At 74.8% G+C, this 19,233-nt stretch carries 19 protein-coding genes; 7 read left to right on the top strand and 12 right to left on the bottom strand.

Going from position 1 to position 19,233, the window contains the following annotated elements; genetic code table 11:
• Both Q6349_RS05835 and Q6349_RS05830 read right to left on the bottom strand, forming a co-directional pair.
• The gene (locus Q6349_RS05835) at positions 1 to 822 is read right to left on the bottom strand and encodes a patatin-like phospholipase family protein (protein ID WP_369810864.1); all 822 of its coding nucleotides are present in this window, start codon (positions 820 to 822) and stop codon (positions 1 to 3) included.
• Positions 823 to 957: 135 nt separating this feature from the next.
• On the bottom strand, positions 958 to 4,584 hold the full coding sequence (locus tag Q6349_RS05830; RefSeq protein ID WP_304603281.1) for a proline dehydrogenase family protein: 3,627 nt from the start codon (positions 4,582 to 4,584) through the stop codon (positions 958 to 960).
• A 209-nt stretch (positions 4,585 to 4,793) separates the two neighbouring features.
• Here Q6349_RS05830 and Q6349_RS05825 point away from each other — a divergent pair, with 209 nt between their 5' ends.
• On the top strand, positions 4,794 to 6,071 hold the full coding sequence (locus tag Q6349_RS05825) for a Glu/Leu/Phe/Val dehydrogenase (RefSeq protein WP_304603280.1): 1,278 nt from the start codon (positions 4,794 to 4,796) through the stop codon (positions 6,069 to 6,071).
• On the top strand, positions 6,068 to 6,892 hold the full coding sequence (locus Q6349_RS05820) for a putative protein N(5)-glutamine methyltransferase (protein ID WP_304603782.1): 825 nt from the start codon (positions 6,068 to 6,070) through the stop codon (positions 6,890 to 6,892). Before Q6349_RS05825 ends, Q6349_RS05820 begins: the two co-directional genes overlap by 4 nt.
• Here Q6349_RS05820 and Q6349_RS05815 read toward each other — a convergent pair.
• The 3 genes from Q6349_RS05815 to Q6349_RS05805 are packed head-to-tail and all read right to left on the bottom strand — an operon-like array spanning position 6,858 to position 9,693.
• The gene (locus Q6349_RS05815) at positions 6,858 to 7,691 is read right to left on the bottom strand and encodes a tryptophan-rich sensory protein (protein WP_304603279.1); all 834 of its coding nucleotides are present in this window, start codon (positions 7,689 to 7,691) and stop codon (positions 6,858 to 6,860) included. The two genes, Q6349_RS05820 and Q6349_RS05815, sit on opposite strands and share 35 nt — an antisense overlap.
• A 54-nt stretch (positions 7,692 to 7,745) precedes the next feature.
• Positions 7,746 to 8,516 carry a hydrogen peroxide-dependent heme synthase gene (gene hemQ / locus Q6349_RS05810; RefSeq protein ID WP_304603278.1) on the bottom strand — a complete coding sequence of 257 codons (771 nt, stop codon included), beginning with the start codon at positions 8,514 to 8,516 and terminating at the stop codon, positions 7,746 to 7,748.
• Between the two features lie 28 nt (positions 8,517 to 8,544).
• Positions 8,545 to 9,693: a ferrochelatase gene (locus tag Q6349_RS05805; RefSeq protein WP_304603277.1), complete on the bottom strand. Its 1,149-nt coding sequence runs from the start codon at positions 9,691 to 9,693 to the stop codon at positions 8,545 to 8,547.
• Positions 9,694 to 9,852: 159 nt separating this feature from the next.
• On the opposite strand from Q6349_RS05805, the gene Q6349_RS05800 reads away from it, so the two are divergent.
• Positions 9,853 to 11,742 carry a hypothetical protein gene (locus Q6349_RS05800; protein ID WP_304603276.1) on the top strand — a complete coding sequence of 630 codons (1,890 nt, stop codon included), beginning with the start codon at positions 9,853 to 9,855 and terminating at the stop codon, positions 11,740 to 11,742.
• A 154-nt stretch (positions 11,743 to 11,896) separates the two neighbouring features.
• Positions 11,897 to 12,322: an Hsp20/alpha crystallin family protein gene (locus Q6349_RS05795; protein ID WP_171247642.1), complete on the top strand. Its 426-nt coding sequence runs from the start codon at positions 11,897 to 11,899 to the stop codon at positions 12,320 to 12,322.
• A 60-nt stretch (positions 12,323 to 12,382) separates the two neighbouring features.
• On the opposite strand, the gene Q6349_RS05790 is transcribed toward Q6349_RS05795, so the two are convergent.
• The 4 genes from Q6349_RS05790 to Q6349_RS15305 all read right to left on the bottom strand — a co-directional run bounded on the left by Q6349_RS05790 (position 12,383) and on the right by Q6349_RS15305 (position 15,418).
• Positions 12,383 to 13,597, bottom strand: coding sequence for a glycerate kinase (locus Q6349_RS05790; RefSeq protein ID WP_304603275.1), 1,215 nt, complete (start codon positions 13,595 to 13,597; stop codon positions 12,383 to 12,385).
• A 22-nt stretch (positions 13,598 to 13,619) separates the two neighbouring features.
• Positions 13,620 to 14,102, bottom strand: a complete 483-nt coding sequence (locus Q6349_RS05785; protein ID WP_304603274.1) for a MarR family winged helix-turn-helix transcriptional regulator — start codon at positions 14,100 to 14,102, stop codon at positions 13,620 to 13,622.
• A 43-nt stretch (positions 14,103 to 14,145) separates the two neighbouring features.
• Positions 14,146 to 14,907 (bottom strand): isoprenyl transferase, encoded by a 762-nt coding sequence (locus Q6349_RS05780; RefSeq protein ID WP_171246963.1) that lies wholly within the window; start codon positions 14,905 to 14,907, stop codon positions 14,146 to 14,148.
• A gap of 301 nt (positions 14,908 to 15,208) precedes the next feature.
• Positions 15,209 to 15,418: a hypothetical protein gene (locus Q6349_RS15305; protein ID WP_369810860.1), complete on the bottom strand. Its 210-nt coding sequence runs from the start codon at positions 15,416 to 15,418 to the stop codon at positions 15,209 to 15,211.
• On the opposite strand from Q6349_RS15305, the gene Q6349_RS05775 reads away from it, so the two are divergent.
• The gene (locus Q6349_RS05775) at positions 15,321 to 15,899 is read left to right on the top strand and encodes a hemolysin III family protein (RefSeq protein ID WP_369810859.1); all 579 of its coding nucleotides are present in this window, start codon (positions 15,321 to 15,323) and stop codon (positions 15,897 to 15,899) included. The two genes, Q6349_RS15305 and Q6349_RS05775, sit on opposite strands and share 98 nt — an antisense overlap.
• Before the next feature lie 6 nt (positions 15,900 to 15,905).
• Here the strand turns inward: Q6349_RS05775 and Q6349_RS05770 are convergent, their stop codons facing one another.
• The 3 genes from Q6349_RS05770 to mca are packed head-to-tail and all read right to left on the bottom strand — an operon-like array spanning position 15,906 to position 18,027.
• Positions 15,906 to 16,748 (bottom strand): carbon-nitrogen hydrolase family protein, encoded by an 843-nt coding sequence (locus tag Q6349_RS05770; protein WP_304603273.1) that lies wholly within the window; start codon positions 16,746 to 16,748, stop codon positions 15,906 to 15,908.
• Positions 16,745 to 17,131, bottom strand: a complete 387-nt coding sequence (locus Q6349_RS05765; RefSeq protein WP_304603272.1) for a hypothetical protein — start codon at positions 17,129 to 17,131, stop codon at positions 16,745 to 16,747. The genes Q6349_RS05770 and Q6349_RS05765 overlap by 4 nt, the downstream gene beginning before the upstream one ends.
• Positions 17,128 to 18,027, bottom strand: coding sequence for a mycothiol conjugate amidase Mca (gene mca / locus Q6349_RS05760; RefSeq protein ID WP_304603271.1), 900 nt, complete (start codon positions 18,025 to 18,027; stop codon positions 17,128 to 17,130). Before mca ends, Q6349_RS05765 begins: the two co-directional genes overlap by 4 nt.
• A gap of 53 nt (positions 18,028 to 18,080) precedes the next feature.
• On the opposite strand from mca, the gene Q6349_RS05755 reads away from it, so the two are divergent.
• Together Q6349_RS05755 and greA are read left to right on the top strand one after the other, a co-directional pair.
• On the top strand, positions 18,081 to 18,518 hold the full coding sequence (locus Q6349_RS05755) for a DUF4307 domain-containing protein (protein ID WP_304603270.1): 438 nt from the start codon (positions 18,081 to 18,083) through the stop codon (positions 18,516 to 18,518).
• A 163-nt stretch (positions 18,519 to 18,681) separates the two neighbouring features.
• Complete coding sequence (gene greA, locus Q6349_RS05750; protein ID WP_171246967.1) at positions 18,682 to 19,164, top strand: transcription elongation factor GreA; 483 nt, start codon at positions 18,682 to 18,684, stop codon at positions 19,162 to 19,164.
• The last annotated feature ends 69 nt before the right edge of the window (positions 19,165 to 19,233 follow it).

The following is a 19,233-nucleotide window of genomic DNA, read 5'->3' as shown; positions in this document are numbered from 1 at the left end:
TCAGACCTGTTCCGCGAGGTAGGTCCGGGTCCGCTCGTAGGAGCGCTCGATCCGGTGACGGGTCGCGTCGAGCCGCTTGTACGCCCGGACCTTCTCGTCACCGGGCAGCGAGCCGCCGGAGGGCAGGACGTGCACGGTGACGTCCGCGGGGACGTCGGCGAGCTCGCGGTGGAACCGGTGCCGGCGCGAGATCTCGAAGGCGACCTTCGCCACGTCGGACGGGCTGCGCGGGGCCGACAACGGCTCCTCGATGCGCCCGACCTGGAGCACGTACACGGTGGTGGCCCCCCGGCGCACGGCCTCGCCGAGAGGGATCGAGTTGACCAGGCCGCCGTCGACGAAGTGCTCCCCGTCGATGACGGTGGGCGGCATCGCCCCGGGCACCGAGGCCGAGGCCAGCACGGCCTCGACCAGCGGGCCGGTGTCGAACCAGTGCTCCGACGCCCGTTCGATGCTGGCCGCGGCGACGACGAGGGGCACCTCCAGGTCGGCGAACGTCCGGCGCTCCCCCACGGCCTCCTCGATGAGCGCGCGAAGCTTGGCCGGGTCGTACACGTGGACCCGGGAGCGGGCCAGGTGCCGGACCTGGCGGTACCAGGGCTCGGCGTAGACCGAGGCGGCCGTGGGCGACGCCCAGGCCTGCAGCAGGCGGTCGACGACCCCGAGGGTCGGGTCGGCGGCGACCGCGGCGCCGTTGATGGCCCCGACGGACGTCCCCACGATCAGGTCCGGGTGGACGTCCGCCTCGAAGAGCGCCTGCAGCATCCCGACCTGCACGGCACCGCGGACGCCTCCGCCGCCCAGCACGAACGCAGTCGTCACGTCCGCCATGCTGCCACGGCGGACGAGGACCGGCCGGGAGATCGGTCCGGTCACGGTCGTCCGTCCCCGACGTGGAGGGCGCGCAGCGCCCGGGAACGGGACCGTGGCCGGATCGATCTCCCGGCCGGGCGGGCCTCAGGCGCGCAGGTGCCCGTACCGGTGCTTCGTCCGGCTGACGGCCTGCTCGCGCAGGAACGGCAGGAGCTCGCGCCGCCCGGCGGCGAGCACCGGCTGGTCGAGCACGGTGACCTCGCCGACGCGCTCGACGGCGGCAGCACGCAGCCCCGGCGCCTCACCGACGACGCGGATCCGACCGGTGACCCGGCCCTCGGCGACGGCGGCGGCGAAGTCCTCGTGCGAGACCGGGGTCTCGTGCGGCACGCCCCAGCCCGCGTCGGACGCGGGGACGACGACGGCCCGCACCCCGGCCCGGCGGGCACCGGCGAGCACGCGACGCACCTCGACCGGCAGGGCGCCGTCACCGACGCGCACCGTGACCTCGGGGACCGGGCGGTAGCGGAAGCTGTTCTCCTCCACCGACAGACCGGTCGGGTCGTGCGCGACCCCGAACTCGGCGTCCCACGCGGCGGCGTCGGAGGCCTCGGCCCAGGCGAGCCAGGCCTCCGGGTCCGACGCGCGCGAGGGCACGTCGGCGCCGTCGCTCCAGCGGCCGAGCTGGGCGACGTAGTTCGGACCGCCCGCCTTGGCCCCCGGGCCCACGACGGAGCCCTTCCAGCCGCCGAACGACTGCCGCTGCACGATCGCGCCGGTGATGTGCCGGTTGACGTAGGCGTTGCCGACCTCGACGCGGTCCAGCCACGTCGCGATCTCGTCGGAGTCGAGGGAGTGGATGCCGCCGGTCAGGCCGAACGACACGGCGTTCTGCAGCTCGACGGCCTCCTCGAGCGTGGCGGCACGCATGATGCCGAGCACCGGGCCGAAGACCTCGGTGAGGTGGAAGAACGACCCGGGGGCCACGCCGTCGCGCAGCCCGGGCGACCACAGCCGGTCCGGGTCGATCCCCGCGGCGTCGGCGACGTCGTCGAGCCGCCGGGGCTCGACCAGCCAGGACTCACCGGGCTCCAGCGATGTCAGCGCCCGGTGCAGCTTGCCGGCGGCCGGCTCGGTCAGCGGGCCCATCACCGTCGACAGCGATGTGGCGGGTCCGACGGCGAGCGACCGCACGGCGTCGACGAGCTGTCGCCGGAACCTCTCCCCCGTCACGGTGGACTCGTCGCCGACGGACCCCACGAGGATCACCAGCGACGACGCCGAGCACTTCTGGCCGGCGTGGCCGAACGCGCTGCGCACGACGTCGGCCACCGCGAGGTCGAGGTCGGCGGAGGGCGTGACGATCAGCGCGTTCTTGCCCGAGGTCTCCGCGAGCACGGGACGGTCCGGGTTCCACCGGGCGAACATCTGGGCCGTCTCCAGCGCGCCCGTCAGCACCACCCGGGACACGTCGGGGTGGGTCACCAGGTGCTTGCCGGCCTCGCCGTCGGGCACCCGCAGGAACTGCACGGCGTCGCGGGCGACGTCGGCCTGCAGCCCGAGCTCGGGTGCGAGGGCCTCCAGGGCGTCCTGGACCGCCTCGACGGCGAGCTCGTAGCAGCGCGGTGTCGGGGGCGCCGGCTTGGCGAGCACGGTCGACCCCGCCGCGAGCGCCGCCAGCACGCCGCCGATGGGGATCGCCACCGGGAAGTTCCACGGCGGCGTGACGAGCGTGACGCCGTCCGGGGCGAAGTCCGCGCCGTCGACGGTGTCGAGCGCCTCGGCGGCCGCCGCGTAGTAGGCGGCGAAGTCGATGCCCTCGGTGACCTCGGGGTCGGTCTCGGCGACGGTCTTGCCGGCCTCGTGCACGGCGGCGGCCACGAGGTCTCCGCGCCGCGCCTCCAGCCGGCGGGCGGCCTCGCGCAGCACGCGGGCGCGGCCGCCGGGCGGGACGGCCGCCCACTGCTCGCGGACCTCGACGGCGCGGGCGACGGCCTCGTCGATCCGGCCGGTGTCGGTCGTCTCGGGGGTCCGCACGGGCACGAAACCGCTGTCGGGGCCGACCAGGCGGGCGGCCCACTCGCGGTGCGCCGCCACGGCAGGGTCGGTGTCGACGGCGTTGTGGAAACCGGTCGGCGATCCCGGTCGGTCGGGCGACCCGCTCCGCGGCCGGGTCCGCGGCCCGTTCTCCGACCCCGCGGTCGTACCGTCCGCGTCGCCGTCGTACCCGGCGGGTCCGTCCGCGGCACCGGAGGTACGACCGCGCGGCGGCGTGGCGGGCGTGTCGAAGCGGGAGGTGCGACGCGGGACGACGGCGTCCGGGTCCGGACGCAGCCCGTCGGTCACCGACGCGCGGAACGCGATCTCCTGCCGCTCCATCGGGGTGCCGCGCACGCCGGGCTCGTCGGACGCCGGGGCGAAGGCCGCGTGCACGAAGTTCTGCTCGGCGGCGTTCTCCTCGAGGCGGCGCACGAGGTAGGAGATGGCCACGTCGAAGTCCTCGTCGCGCACCGCGGGGGTGTACAGCACGACCTGGCCGCCGTCCCGGGCGACCTCGGCCCGCACCAGACGCGCCTCGATCGGGGCCATCCCCTGCAGCATCTCGATGTCGAGCCCGGCGCTGACGTCGCGCGCACGGCCGAGGAGGATCGCCAGGGCGACGTGGAACAGGTTGTGGGAGGCGACGCCGAGGCGGACGGCGGCGGTCCGCTCCGGGGTCAGGTGCGCGTCCAGGATGCGCACGTAGTTGGCGTCGACCTCGGCCTTGGTGTCGTACGTCGCCGGCGCCCAGTCGTGCAGCTCGGCCTCGACGTGCTCCATCGCGAGGTTCGCGCCCTTGACCAGACGCACCTTGACCGGGGCGCCGCCCGCGTCGACCCGCTGCTGGGCCCACGCGGTGAGCTCGTCCAGCGCCCCGAGGGCGTCGGGGAGGTACGCCTGCAGCACGATGCCGGCCGACAGGCCACGCAGCTCGGGGTGGTCCAGGACGTCCCGGAACACGGCCGTGGTCAGCGCGAGGTCCTTGTACTCCTCCATGTCGAGGTTGATGAAGACCCCGTGGTCGCGGGCCGCGCGGTACAGCGGCAGCAGGTGCTCGACCACGCGCTCGCGCGAGCCGTCGAGGTCCCAGGTGACGAGCTGGGCGGCCACGGAGGAGACCTTGACCGACACGTAGTCGACGTCGGGGCGCTGCACGAGCGCGACGGTGCGCTCGAGCCGGGCCGCTGCCTCCTCGTCGCCGAGCACGGCCTCGCCGAGCAGGTTGACGTTGAGGGTGTAGCCCTCGGACCGGGTCCGGGCGAGGTGCTTGCCCAGCCCGCGGCCCGCGTCGGCGACGAGGTGGCCCACGAGCTGGCGCAGCCGCACGCGGGCGGCCGGGACGACGACGGACGGCAGGACGGGGGCGACGGCGGCCCCGACCCGGAAGAGGGTGCGGTCGACGGGCGACAGGAACGACGCGGCGCCGGCGTCCCGACCGAGGCGGGAGAGCGCCTTGGCGGCGACCCGGACATCCTGGGGCCGGGCGACGTCGTCGACGAACCCGACGGCGAGGTCGAGGCCCGCGGGGTTGGCGACCAGGGCGCCGAGGCGCTCGGCGGTCGCGCGCGTGCGGCGGTCCGCGCGGGTGACGACACCGTCGGTCCGCGTGGCCGCGTCGATCCAGGTGTGGGCGAGGGCGACGGCGTCCTCGACCAGGTCGGCCGGGCTCACGGTCGCCTCGGGGCGGGCGCCGGGGTGGCCGGTTCCGCGATCGGTGGCATGGGTGCTCATGGCACCAGGGTGCGCCCGATCACAGCGTCCCGTCTTGTACAGAACGGGTCGCACGGAGCGCACTTTGCGACAACCCGACAGCACGCAGGCCGTCACCAGGACCGCCCGTGGCCTGCGGGGTACGGTACCGGGACGGCCCACGACCCGGGCCGGTGACCATCCCGGGGCACCGCCGGGAGGCCCCTCCGACGCCTCCGAGGAGGAACCGCGTGACGACGACGTCGACCCGTCCGGAATCCGTGGGCGAGGCATCGCCCCTGGCGACGGCCCGGTCCCAGCTCGCGACCGCCGTCGCGCACCTGGACTACGACGACGGGCTGCACCAGATGCTGGCCACGCCGCGCCGCGAGATCCAGGTCGCGGTCCCGCTGCACCGGGACGACGGCTCGCGGGTGCTCCTGGAGGGCTACCGGGTCCAGCACAACGTCTCGCGCGGGCCGGGCAAGGGCGGGCTGCGGTTCCACCCGAGCGTGCACATCGACGAGGTGCGCGCCCTGGCGATGTGGATGACGTGGAAGTGCGGCATCGTCGACCTGCCGTTCGGAGGTGCCAAGGGGGGCGTGGGCATGGACCCCGCCGACTTCACCCCCGGCGAGCTGGAGCGTGTCACCCGCCGGTACACCTCGGAGATCATGCCGCTGATCGGCCCCGACACGGACATCATGGCCCCCGACATGGGCACCGACGAACGCACCATGGCATGGGTCATGGACACCTACTCCGTCAACCGGGGGTACACGATCCCGGCGGTGGTCACCGGCAAGCCGCTGGCCATCGGCGGTTCGCTGGGCCGTGGCACGGCGACCAGCGCCGGCATCGTGCACGTCACGGCGGCCGCGCTCAAGGAGGCCGAGGCCCGGATGGACGACGTGCGCGTCGCGATCCAGGGCTTCGGCAAGGTGGGCGGGAACGCCGCGCAGATCTTCGCCGAGCGCGGGGCACGGGTGGTCGCCGTCAGCGACCGGTACGGCGGGGTGCGGGCCGACGACGGGCTGGACGTGGCCCGGCTGGCCGAGCACGTCACCGAGACCGGCAGCGTCGTCGGGTTCGACGACGCCGAGGCGATCTCCAACGCCGAGCTCATCGGCCTCGACGTGGACGTCCTCGTGCCCGCCGCCGTCGAGGGCGTGCTGACCGCCGAGTCGGCGCGCACGGTGCGTGCCCGCTGGGTGGTCGAGGGCGCGAACGGGCCGACCACGACGGCCGGTGACGCCGTGCTCGCCGAGCGCGGGGTGACCGTCGTCCCGGACGTGCTCGCCAACGCCGGCGGTGTCGTCGTCTCCTACTTCGAGTGGGTGCAGGCGAACCAGACGTACTGGTGGTCGGCGCACGAGATCGCCGAGAAGCTGGCGCGGCGCATGGCCTCGGCCTACGGCGACGTCTCGGCCCTGGCCCGGCGCGACGGCATCTCCCTGCGGGACGCGGCGACGGTGATCGGCGTGCGGCGCACCGCCGAGGCGCACGAGATCCGGGGGCTCTACCCCTGAGACCCGCGGGGGACCCGACGGCGGCGCTCGCCGACCGGCTGCGGGACGCCGGGTGCGTCTTCGCCGAGGACGAGGCCGCGGTGCTGCTGCGCGCCGCCCCCGCCGGGTCGGCGCGGCTGGAGCAGCTCGTGGCGCGCCGCACCGCCGGTGAGCCCCTGGAGCACGTGCTCGGCGAGGTGGAGCTCGCCGGCAGGACGTGGACGGTGGGACCAGGCGTCTTCGTGCCCCGCCGTCGCAGCGAGGCGCTGGTCGAGGCAGCGCTGGACCGCCGGCCCGGGTCGGTGGACCCGACGGTCGTCGACCTGTGCTGCGGCTGCGGCGCGCTCGGCGGCGCCGTGCTCGAGGGGTTGACCGCGGCCGGTGCGCGCCCCGCGCTGCACGCCGTCGACGTCGACCCCGTGGCGGTCGGCTACGCCCGCCGCAACCTCGAGCCGCTCGGCGCCGCCGTGGCGACCGGCGACCTGTTCGACCCGCTCCCGCGCAGCCTGCGGGGCCGCGTCGACCTGCTCCTGTGCCACGCCCCGTACGTGCCCACCGCCGCCCTCGCCACCATGCCGCCGGAGGCGCGGGACCACGAGCCACCGACGGCGCTCGACGGCGGCGCCGACGGCCTCGACGTGCTGCGGCGGGTGCTGGGGCAGGCCCCGCGGTGGCTGGCACCGCGCGGCGTGCTGCTGTTCGAGATCGCGGCGCGGCAGTGGCCGGCAGCGCGGGGGACCGTCGTCGCCGCGGGGCTGAGGGCCGAGCGGGTATGGGACGAGGACCGGGACGCTACCGTGGTGGTCGCTAGGCGCGAGCGCGGCGACGGCGGACCAGGGTGACCACGACCGGGCCGACCACGGCCACGGCGGCGGCGACGCCGGCCGCGACCGCCACCGTCTGGTCGGTCAGCGGCCCCGTCGTCCGCCCGACGGCGATCCAGGCGAGACCCCAGCCGATCGCGAGGCCGACGGGGACGACCACGGCCGGACGGACGGCGCCGTACCGGGCGACCGCGAGCGCCAGCACGGCGCCCACCGCCACGAGCGCGACACCCCACCCGGTGGCGCCCAGGCCCAGCTCGCCGACGTCCGCCGCCTTCAGGGCCGCGGCGGTGTTGGCCAGCGTCGCCACGGAGACCCAGCCGAGGTAGAGGCCGACGGTGACGTCGGTGACGACGGCGTCGAGCACGCGGGGGGCGGGGGTCCGCACGAGACGCACGAGCACCAGGGACAGCACGGCGACGAGACCGGCGATGACGGCGACGCTGGCCCACAGCCAGCCGGCCTGCACGACGCCGATCCAGGCGGCGTTGAGCAGCATGGAGACGAGGATCCACCACGCCACGGACCGCAGACGGGGGTCGGCCGCGCGACCGGGCAGCGCCTGGACGACGGCGAACAGCACCAGACCGGTGTAGATCACCGACCAGATCGAGAACGCCGGGGTGTCGGGCGCCAGGACCGTCGCGTCGGCGGACAGCGCACCGTCCGCCGCCTCCTGGATCGGCTGGCCGCCGAACGCGCCGGAGCCGACGGCGGCACCGAGGATGGCGAGGAGCGCGCCGACGGCGACCACGACCTGCCGGACGCGGTCCCGGGCGGTGGCGGGGCGCTGGGGTGTGTCCTGAAGCGTCGTCATGCCCTCAGCATGCCAAACCTCAGCATGCTGAGCATCTCGACCGGCCTGCCGGCGCTACGCCCGGGTGCGGGGCTGCCGGTCGACCCACGCGGCCAGCGGCACCCGCGGCCCGGTGTAGAACGGGACCTCCTCGCGCACGTGGAGCCGCGCCTCGGTGGCCCGCAGGTCCCGCATCAGGTCGACGATGCGGTCCAGGGCGTCCGCCTCGAACGGCAGCAGCCACTCGTAGTCGCTCAGCGCGAACGTGCTCATCGTGTTGGCCCGCACGTCCTTGTACCCCGCGGCGGCGATGCCGTGGTCGCGCAGCATCGTGCGGCGCTCGGCCTCCGGGAGCAGGTACCACTCGTAGGACCGCACGAACGGGTACACGCACAGGTAGTCGCGCGGGGCCTCACCGGCCAGGAAGGCCGGGACGTGCCCCTTGTTGAACTCCGCGGCCCGGTGCAGGGCCACCACGGACCACACCGGCGTCAGCACGGCACCCAGGCGCGAGGCGCGCAGCCGCTGGTAGGCGCCCTGGACCGACTCGACCGTGGGGCCGTGCACCCAGACCATGAGGTCCGCGTCCGCACGCAGCCCGGCGACGTCGTAGACGCCGCGCACGACGACGTCACCGTCGGCGCGGGAGGGGTCACGGTCGGCCTCGCCAGCGCCGCCCCACAGGGCGTCCTCGGCCTCGGCGGCGAGCGCGGCACGCTCGGCGTCGTCCGCCGGCACCGGCCCCGCGAGCGAGAACACCGAGATCATCGCGTAGCGGATGGACTCGTTGATCGCGGCGGTGTCGACGGCCTCGCCCGTGTCGGCGTGGATGTGCTGGTCGCTCACGGATGCTCCTCCAGGATCGCTCGGTCGCTCAGCGGTTGACGTCGCGCGAGCACAGCGCCGGGACGCCGCTGGGCTCACCGTCGCGGCGCAGGCAGCAGTCGACCTCGCAGACGGACCGGAACGGGGGCAGCGTCCCGACGGTCGCCTCGTCGACGTCCTCGCCGCGGGCCTTGGCCGCCCGCTCGAGCAGCAGGTCCACCAGCCCGGCCACGAAGGCGGGCCGCGTCCCCACGGTGCCGGCGCGCACGGCCGTCATCCCGAGCTCGGTGGCGGTCTCCATCGCCTCGGTGTCGAGGTCGTAGGCGACCTCCATGTGGTCCGAGATGAAGCCGATCGGCGCCATGACGACGTCGCGCAGGCCCTCGCCGGCACGCTCGGTCAGCAGGTCGTTGACGTCCGGCTCGAGCCACGGCTGGGTCGGCGGGCCGGACCGCGAGCAGTAGGCCAGCTCCCACGAGACCTCGTGGCCGCGCGCCTCGGCGACCCGGGCGGCGATGACGGCGGCGACGTCCAGGTGCTGGGTGGAGTAGGTGGCCTGCGAGATGCGGGACGCCGCCTCCATCGTGTCCGGGATGGAGTGCGTGACGAACACGAGCTTCGCGTCCGCGGGCGAGCCGCCCTTCTCCTCCAGCGCGGCGTAGCCGTCGAGGACGGCCTCGACGTTGGCCTGCACGAAGCCGGGGTGGTTGAAGTACGACCGGATCTTGTCGAACTGGACGCCCGTCGACCCGTTCTCGTCGAGCTGACCGCGCTGCTGCAGCGTCACGGCCAGGTCCTCGCGGTACTGCCGGCAGCCGGAGTAGCTCGAGTAGGCCGAGGTGACGAGCGCGACCGCGCGCTCGGCACCGAGCGCCTCGAGCTCGGTGACGGCGTCGTCGGTGTACGGCTCCCAGTTGCGGTTGCCCCAGACGACCGGCAGCTCGATCCCGCGCGCGGCCAGCTCGGCCTCGATCGCGGCCTTGAGCGCGAGGTTCTGGTCGTTGATCGGGCTCTTGCCGCCGAACGCGTAGTAGTGCTCGCCGACCTCCTCCAGCCGGGAGTCGGGGATCCCCTTGCCCGCGGTGACGTTGCGGAGGAACGGGACGACGTCCTCCGGCTTGTTCGGGCCGCCGAAGGAGAACAGCAGCAGCGCGTCGTACGGGGTGGGATCGGCCGTCGGCCGGGGGGTCGTCGACATGGTCCCATCATCCACCGAGCCCAGGGGTGCTCCGGACCGGCTCGCCGCCGCCCCGCCGTGACATTGAACGGACAGGACGTCATCTTCGACCCCGCGCCGACCCGGACGTGCGCGGGTACTCTCGACGGACCCGGTCCGGACCGTGAGCGAGGAGGCCCCGTGACGAGCACCCGCACCGCCTCCGCGCCGGGCCGGACGGGACCCGCGCGACCCCCCGCCACGGTGGGCCAGGTGCGCACCACCGTGCAGGCGGAGGAGCTCGCCGCCCGCCTCCAGCACCCCGACCGCACCTGGCCCGTCGTGGTCGTCTCCACCCCGCAGGACCGGGGCCGCCCCTTCGTCGACGCGGACCGCGTGCTCGACGACGTCCAGGGCCTGGCCGAGGTCGTCGTGATCCACGCGGGCGACCCGTCGTGGGCCTTCTCGCACGGCATGCCGGACGCCACCCAGGTCTACGGCGGCGCCTCCCGGGTCTACCCGGTGGGCGTCGGCTGGGTGCACGACGTCGCCCGCTCGCCGCTGTGGATCGCGTACGACGCCGCCGAGGGCACGCGGGTGCACGACCGGCTCGTGCAGGACGCCCTGACGGCGGCCACGCGCGCCGGCCTCGTCACCGTGAGCCTGCTGCCGACCGCTCCCGCCGCGACCAGCGGCACGGTGCTCGGTCTCGTCGGCACGCGCGCCCTGGTGCAGACCGCCGACGGCGCGACGGCGCAGGTGGCCCAGGAGCTGACGCTGCCCGTCGTGCCGATCGACCGCCTCCTGGCGCCGGGCATGGCGGTGCACGGCGTGCTGGACGCCGGGACGCGGCGTCTGGACGTGCGCGGCATGCTGCCCGACCCCGTCGCCCAGACCTCGCGCGTGCTGGCCGCCTACCCGGCCGGCGCCGTCGTGCCGGCGCAGGTGCACCGCGTGGAGGCCGACGAGGTCACCCTCGCCCTCGCACCGGCGGTGGCCGTGCGCGTGCACCGCGAGCACGCCAGCCGGGGCGACGACGACCTGCGCGACCTCTTCACCGTGGGCGAGGTGGTCGCGGCCCGCATGCAGCCACCCCGCCCCGTACCCGGTCCTGCCGGCGGCCACCGGCAGCCGGCGCTGCGTCTCGACGACGTCGACGACACCGCCGGCGTGCTGCCCGCGATCAGCCTGCTCGACGGCGGACCGCCCTGGCTCCCGGCGCCGACCGTGCCCCCGGACGAGGATCTCGGCCCGGAGCCGACGACGGTCCCCGAGCCGCCCCCTGCTGCCCGCCCGACGCCCGGCCCCGGCCCGCGCCGCGCCGTGCCGCCACCGGGGCGGTCCTCCGCGCCGGTGCCCGCCGCCTCGACGTCCTGCCCGGACGACAGCACCGAGGTGGACGCCTCCCCGCCCGGCGAGCGCAAGGCCCTGGTCCGGCAGCTCGAGCGGTCCGTGCACGAGTACCGTGCCCGGGCGCACCTCGCCGAGCGGGAGAACGTCGAGCTGCGCGCCGCGGTCAGGACGCTCGAGGTCGAGGTCGCGGGCCTGCGCGACCTGGCGCGCGAGCAGCGGGACCACCTCGACCGGATGCACCGCGACGCCGAGCGGTACAAGGCGCGGATCCGGTCCGCGCGCAAGCAACGTGCCGGGGAACCGGCCACCGCGGCGGTACCCGACCGGCTCTTCACGGACCCGGAGGACCAGCTCCGCCACGACGTCTACCGCGCCTGGGCCGAGCTGATCGGGCCCGACGAGAAGGTCGACCACCCGTTGCCCGACTACGACGTCGGTCCCCGGTTCTGCGACTCGCTCGCGGGACCGGGGCGTGGCTTCGAGGACCGTGTGCACCGGGCGATCGTCATGGTGCTGACCGGCCGGGCCCACGACGTCGCGGGCTACGAGCTGCACCGCCTGCGACGCGGGGACGGTGGCAGCGACCCGTACCGGGTCCGCGAGTCGGACGGCGCCCAGGCGATGCGCCTGTCGTTGCAGGTCAGCGCACCCCAGGCGCGCCGGCTGCACTACTGGCAGCTGCCCGGCGGCGGGGTCGAGCTGTCCCGGGTCGTGCTGCACGACGACGTCGCGCCCTGATCCCGGATCGTTCGCTCACGGCGAACATCCGACGCTGGCACTCTCGGGTCGAGAGTGCTAATTCTGAGGGTGTAGCCAGGTGACGCCGGACGGACCGGCGCACCCGTCGCGGATCGAGGTCGCGGGTGCGGCCTCGCCGAGGAGGTGATGCGCGATGGCTACGTACTGGGACCCGTTCCAGGAGATGGACCGGCTCTTCGGCTCCTTCCCCCTCACGGCGCGGAACGTCTCGGCCATGCCGATGGACCTGTTCCGCGAGGACGACCACTTCGTCCTGGCCGCCGACCTGCCCGGGATCGACCCCGGCAGCATCGACGTCTCGGTCGAGGACCGCACGCTGACCGTCCGGGCCGAGCGGACCGGACGCTCCGGCGAGGGCCAGTGGCTGCTCCGCGAGCGCCCGGCCGGCACCGTGGCACGTCAGATCACGCTCGGGCGCGGGCTGGCGCTCGACCACATCTCGGCCTCCTACGCCGACGGCGTGCTGACGCTGACCATCCCGGTCGCCGAGGAGGCCAAGCCGCGGCGCATCGAGGTGTCGCACCGCTCCGAACCCCACACCATCGAGGCCGGCGGCTGATCGTCGCGCCAGGCCGCGGGCGGCGGTCGCCGGGACGCGGCGTCCCGGCGACCGCCGCCGTCACGTCCGGACCGACGACCCGCCGGAGCGCCACGCGGTCACCTGCAGCAGGTTCGTGACGGAGGCCGCGACCTCGGACAGCCTCGTCGCCGTCCGCGGGATCAGGTGCTCCAGGTCGACGGGACCGGGAGCGACCGAGAAGGCCGCCGCGATCCCGGCGGCCCGGGTCTGCTCGGCCGGCAGCAGCACCTGACCCGCGACGACGACCACGGGCGGGCGGGCCGGGGACACGGCGGCCAGGCGCGCCACGCCGTCGGCCACCTTGCCGCGCACGGACTGGGAGTCGAACGAGCCCTCCCCGGTGATCACGAGCGCGGCGTCGGACAGCGCGGCCGGCAGGCCCACCGCCTCGGCGACGAGCAGCGCCCCCGGCTCCAGCGCGGCGCCCAGGACGGCGGCCAGCCCCGCCGGGACGCCCCCGGCGGCCCCGGCCCCGGGCAGCTCGTGGACGCGGACGGCGGTCTCCCGCTCGAGGAGGTTCGCCCACCGGGTCAGCGCCTCGTCGAGGAAGGCCACCTCACCCGGGCCCGCCCCCTTCTGCGGGGCGAAGACCGCCGCGGCACCGTGCTCGCCCAGCAGCGGGTTCGTGACGTCCACGGCCAGCCGCCAGCGCACCTCGCGGGCGCGCGGGTGCAGCCCGGACAGGTCGATCGCGGCCGCCCGGGCCAGGCCCTCGCCGCCGTCGGGGACCACCCGCCCCTCGCCGTCGAGCAGCCGGGCGCCCAGCCCGGTCAGGATCCCGGCGCCGCCGTCGGTCGAGGCGGAACCACCCAGGCACACGAGCACCTCGTGCACCCCGGCGTCCAGGACGGCCGCGGCGACGTCACCCGTCCCGCGCGTGCTCGCGTGCAGGGGCTGGAGCGGCTCGTCGCTCACCCGGGGCAGCCCGCTGGCCTCGGCCAGCTCGACCACCCCGATCAGCCCGTCCGGGGAGACGGTCCACCGCGCCACGGTGGGGCGACCGATCGCGTCGACGGTCTCCACCGTGCGCACGGCCGACTGCCAGGAGGCCACGAGGGCGTCCAGCGTGCCCTCCCCGCCGTCGGCCATGGCGAGCGAGGTCACCCTGGCTTCCGGAGCGGCGGCCAGCACGCCGTCTCGCAGGGCGACGGCGACCTCGGTGGCGTCCAGCGTCCCCTTGAACGCGTCGGGCGCCAGCACCACGTGCGGTCGCTCGGCGGGAGGGAGCGGGTCGGCGGGTGTCGACGGTGTCACCCGGCGAGAATATCGACCCTGGTCAACCGTGAGGGGTCCAGTCGGGGATGTCGGCCTGCGCGGTCCGCAGCTTCGTCAGCAACCGCACGAGCTCGGCCTGCTCCTCGGCGTCCAGGGCACCTCCGACGTACTGGTCCATCGCCCGCACGTGCCGCGCACCCACCCGGCGCTGCAGCCGGCGGCCCGCGTCCGTGAGCCCGACCAGCGTCCCGCGCGCGTCGTCCTCGGGCACCGACCGGCACAGCAGCCCCCGGGCCTCGAGCCGCTCGACCATCCGCGACAGGGACGACTGGGCCAGCAGCACGTTCTCGTTGAGCTGCCGCAGGCGCATCGTGCCGTCGTCCGAGCGGGACAGGGTGAACAGGACGTCGTACTCGCGCAGCGAGAGCTCGACCCAGACCTCGTCGGCCTGGAACCGCCGCATCAGGGTGACCTGGGCGCGGAACAGCGCCTCCCAGGTCTCCGCCGCCCGCCGGGCCGACCCGGGCACCGCGTGCGTCGTCATCGTGTCCGACCTCCAGTCCCGGCGCCGGGGCCGGTTCGCGTCCTCACCGCCCCAGTCTGCGCTCACGGCGGGAGAAGTCGCGCAGCGCACGCAGGAAATCCACCCGGCGGAAGTCGGGCCAGTAGGCCTCGCAGAACGACAGCTCGCTGTGCGCGCTCTGCCACATGAGGAAACCGCCGACGCGCAGCTCGCCCGAGGTGCGGATGACGAGCTCGGGGTCGGGCTGGCCCTTGGTGTACAGGTGGGCGGCGATGTCCTCGACGTCGAGCCGCTCGGCCAGCTCGGCCAGGGTCGTGCCGCGTTCCTGCTCGAGCCGCAGGTAGGACCGGACGGCGTCGGCGATCTCGTGGCGGCCCCCGTACCCGACGGCGACGTTGACGTGCAGCCCCTCGACGTCGGCGGTCGCCGCGGCGGCCGCGCGCAGGGTGCGCACGAGACGTTCGGGCAGCAGGTCGAGCCGGCCCACGATGCGCAGCCGCCACCGCCCGGTCTCGGCCAGGTCGCGCACGGCGTCGGAGATGATGTCCAGCAGGTCGGCCAGCTCGCCCTCGGACCGGGCCAGGTTGTCGGTGGACAGCATCCAGAGGGTGACGACCTCGATGCCGAGCTCCTCGGCCCAGCCCAGGAACTCGGCGATCTTGTCGGCGCCGCGCCGGTGCCCGGTGGCCGCGGTCTCCCCGAAGGACTTCGCCCACCGGCGGTTGCCGTCGAGGATGACGCCGACGTGCCGCGGCATCTGCGCGGGCGGCAGCGACGCCGAGAGCCGACGCTCGTACAGCCGGTACAGCGGATGGGGCAGACGCACGCAGATCCTCACGGGTGCTCGGGGGTGGACGAACCGGGACAACGGTACCGCCGCCGGACGTCGCCGGAAGCAACGGATCGAGGCGGGCGGGAAGCACGCGCGGAGTCGTCGCACGATCTTCACAGACTCCCGGTCGGGATCATGGCGGAGCACCCCTACGCTGGCGTAACCTACGGAACCGTAGGTTGTCGTCCCAGCAAGGAGGACTCGTGACCGGATCCGCCCCGCACGAGCGGCGCATCACCGTCCCGGACCCCGCCGACGTCGGGTCAGCGGCCAAGGGCGCCGCGCACGACGCGCGTCAGACCGTCTCCGACGTCGTGCAGACCGTCGCGACCGGTGCCACCACCCAGGCGCGCCGTCTCAAGCCGAAGCTGCGGGGCTGGATCCATGCCGTCACCGCCCCGTTCGCGCTGGCCGCCAGCATCGTGCTGGTCGTGCTGGCCGAGCCCGTGGCGGGCAAGGTCGCCGCGGCGGTCTTCGGCCTGAGCGCCCTGCTGCTGTTCGGCACCAGCGCGGTCTACCACCGGGGCAACTGGTCACCGCCGGTCGAGGCGGCGCTGCGCCGGATGGACCACGCGAACATCTTCCTCATCATCGCGGGCACCTACACCCCGCTCGCGGTCGCCCTCCTGGACCCGCGCGACGCCACCGTCCTGCTCACCATCGTGTGGAGCGGCGCCATCGCCGGCCTCCTGACCCGGGTGCTGTGGATGAACTCGCCCCGCTGGCTCTACGTGCCGGTCTACGTCGCGCTGGGCTGGGTGGCGGTCGCCTACCTCGGCCAGTTCGGCGCCGCGGGCGGGCCGGCCGTCGTCTGGCTGGTCGCCGGCGGGGGTCTGGCCTACACGCTCGGGGCGGTCGTCTACGGCACGAAGTTCCCCGACCCGTCGCCGCGCTGGTTCGGGTTCCACGAGATCTTCCACGTGCTGACGGTGGTCGGGTTCACCTGCCACACCGTGGCGATCTTCCTCGCCTCGCTCGCCGTCTGAGACGACTCACCCCTCCCGCGAGGACCCGCGGTCCTCGCGGGGGACGACGGTGTAGCGCCGGTTCGCCAGCGAGGGGTTGGCCGCACGGGCCTTCGCCAGCTCGTCGGCGTCGAGGTCCACGGTGCGCAGCTGCGGCGTCTCGTCCAGCTCGAGCCCGACGACGCCGTCCGGGCCGACGAGGACCGACCGCCCCGTGACCCCCTTGCCCGCCATGCCGACCCCGATCGCGACGACCGTGTTCTCGATCGCGCGGGCGGTGAGCAGCGTGCGCCAGTGCTCGGCCTTCAGCGGTCCGGCCACCCAGGCGGCGGGCACCACGAGCACGTCGGCACCGGCGTCGACCACCCGGCGCGCGGACTCGGGGAACCGCAGGTCGTAGCAGGTGATGGCGCCGAAGGTCAGGTCGCCGAGGCGGATCGTCAACGGCTCGGCGTCCACGGGCCCCGGCTGCAGCCGGTCCGACTCGCGGGTGCCGAACGCGTCGTACAGGTGCACCTTGCGGTACACCCCCACCAGCTCGCCGGCACCGTCGACGGCGACGAGTGCGTTGACACCCTTGCGGGGTCCGCCGTCCGGCGCGGGGTCGTCACCCGGCAGCGTCGTCCCGGCGATCACGGCCACCCCGGTCTCCGCAGCCCGCCGGCGCAGGAGCGTCACGTACGGACCGTCCAGCTCCTCGGCGTGCTCGATGCCCACCCCGGACCGGTGGTAGCCGGAGGAGTACTCGGGCAGCAGGAGCAGGTCGGCGTCGACCTTCGCGGCCTGCGCGAAGGCGTCGGCCACGAGGTAGCGGTTGGCCTCGTGGTCGTCGGCGACCGTGACCTGCGCGACCGTGACGCGGACCGTCATCGCGGCTCCCGGCCGCCGTCCGGCGACCCGCTCGTCCCCGGCTCGCCGGGGTCGTCGTCCCGCTGCCCGGGCGCGGGTCCGACGTCGGGCGAGGTGGGGGTGACCGCGGACGACCCGCCGTCGTCCACCGCGCCACGACGGATGCCGATGCTGCGTCGCTCCGGGACCTCGATGCCGTGGTCGCGCGCGTACGTGTCCGCCTTGCGCAGGTGCCGGCTCAACGAGAGGAAGAGCAGGACGGCGGCGACGGCGACCGCGAAGGTCGCCAGGAACCCCTCCAGCCCGGGGGTCACCTCCCAGTCCTCCAGCACCCGGGCCGTCGGGCTCGGGGACGGGCCCGGGGTGACGTCGGCCAGGACGATGGTCATCAGGCTCGTCGTCATGCGGACTCCTCGCGCAGGCCGGCGAACAGGTCGGTCTCCGGCAGCTCGGTGGGCACCCGGGAGTCGGCGAGCTCGAACTCCTCGGTGGGCCACACGTCCGCCTCGATGTCCCGCGGCACCGCGAAGAAGAAGCCGTCGGGGTCGATCTGCGAGGCGTGCGCGGTGAGCGCGGCGTCACGCCGGGCGAAGTACGGGGCGACCTCGATGCGCGTGGTCACCTCCCGCTCCGGGATCTCGCGGGCGGCCCGGGACTCGATCCAGTCGCCGAACGGCGACTCCAGCCCGGCGCCCTCCATCGCCTCGTGCACGGCACGCAGACGGTCCAGGGAGAACCCGTGGTTGTAGTAGAGCTTGGCGGGCGCCCAGGCCTCGGCACCGCCCTCGACCGCGTACCGGTCGGCGTCACCGGCGGCGCGGTAGGCCTCGACCGACACCTCGTGGCACTTGATGTGGTCCGGGTGCGGGTAGCCACCCGAGGGGTCGTAGGTCGTCATCACGTGCGGCCGGAACTCGCGCACGAGCTCCACCAGCGGTGCCGCCGCCTCCTCGAGCGGGACCAGGGCGAAGCAGCCCTCGGGCAGCGGGGGCCTCGGGTCGCCCTCGGGCAGGCCGGAGTCGACGAACCCCAGCCAGTGCTGCCGGACGCCGAGCGCCTCGGCGGCGGCCGCCATCTCCAGCCGGCGCACGGCGAGGCGACCCTCGACGGAATCGAACTCGTGCCCCTCGGGAGCCTCGAAGGAGGGGTTCAGCACGTCGCCGCGCTCACCGCCGGTGCAGGTGACGATCAGCACCTCGACACCCTCGGCGGCGTAGCGGGCCGTGGTCGCGGCCCCCTTGCTCGACTCGTCGTCAGGGTGCGCGTGCACCGCCATCAGGCGCAGTGGCTCGCCGGTCAAGAGTCCTCCCAGGGTGGTGCGGGGCGTCCGCGGTCGTCAGGGACAATGGTGGCATGAGCGAGCCGCAGCAACCTGCCGTCCCCACCGACCGGTACGGGTCGGCGCGCCCGGCCGGCGTCCCGGCACCCCGTGGCGGCGCCCTCGGTCGTGGCGCCCGGGTCGCGATCGCGGTGGCCCTCGCGGCGGCGGTGGCCCTGACGGCCTGGTTCGCGATGCTGCAGCAGCGCAGCGACCCGGTCGCCCACGACGTCGTCGGGTTCGACGTGCTCGGACCCGAGGAGGTCGCCGTCACCTTCCAGGTGCACATGCCCGTCGGGACCACCGCGACCTGCACCGTGGAGGCCCTGGCACCCAGCTACGCCCAGGTCGGCACGCTCGACGTCCCGGTCGGCCCGGCGGAGACCCGGACCAGCGCGTACGAGGTCACCGTGGGCACCTTCCAGGAGGCGACGTCCGCCGTGGTCGCGGGGTGCACGGCGACCGGCGGCTGAACCCTCCGGGGCCGCGTCGCGCCACCCGCCGGACGCCGACGTCCGGTATCCTGGACGTTTCACACGAAGTCCAGCACGAGCCGACGCGCGTGCCGACGTCCGTCGGCCGGACGAACGCGCGGCGCGCGCCGGGCACCGACGAGCACCAGAAAGGAGAGTCCACGTGACCGAGACCAACGTCACCTGGCTCACCCAGGAAGCTCACGACCGGTTGACGGCGGAGCTGGAACACCTCTCCGGCCCGGCGCGCACCGCCATCGCCGAGCGGATCGCCGCGGCCCGTGACGAGGGTGACCTCAAGGAGAACGGCGGCTACCACGCCGCCCGCGAGGAGCAGGCGAAGAACGAGGCGCGCATCCGCGAGCTCACCGAGAAGCTGCGCCACGTCGCCGTGAGCCGGCCCGCCGACGACGGCACCGTCGAGGCCGGCATGGTCGTGACCGCCGAGGTCGCCGGGGACGAGATGACGTTCCTGCTCGGCTCCCGCGAGATCGCGGACACCACCGACCTCGACGTGTACTCCCCCACCTCGCCGCTGGGTGCCGCCATCGACGGCAAGAAGGTCGGCGACGACGCGACGTACACCGCGCCGAACGGCCGCGACATCCCCGTGCGGATCGTCTCCGCCACGCCGTTCTCGGGCTGACGCCACCCGGCGGGACGGTGGCGACGGCGTCGATCGACGTCGTCGCCACCGTCCGGCCGACCTCTCACC

The sequence above is a fragment of the Isoptericola sp. 178 genome, assembly GCF_030586525.1.
In the GTDB taxonomy this organism is placed as follows: Bacteria; Actinomycetota; Actinomycetes; order Actinomycetales; family Cellulomonadaceae; genus Isoptericola; species Isoptericola sediminis.
The sequence above is the reverse complement of the archived record's forward strand: the minus strand, read 5'-3'. Positions and strand labels throughout refer to the sequence as shown.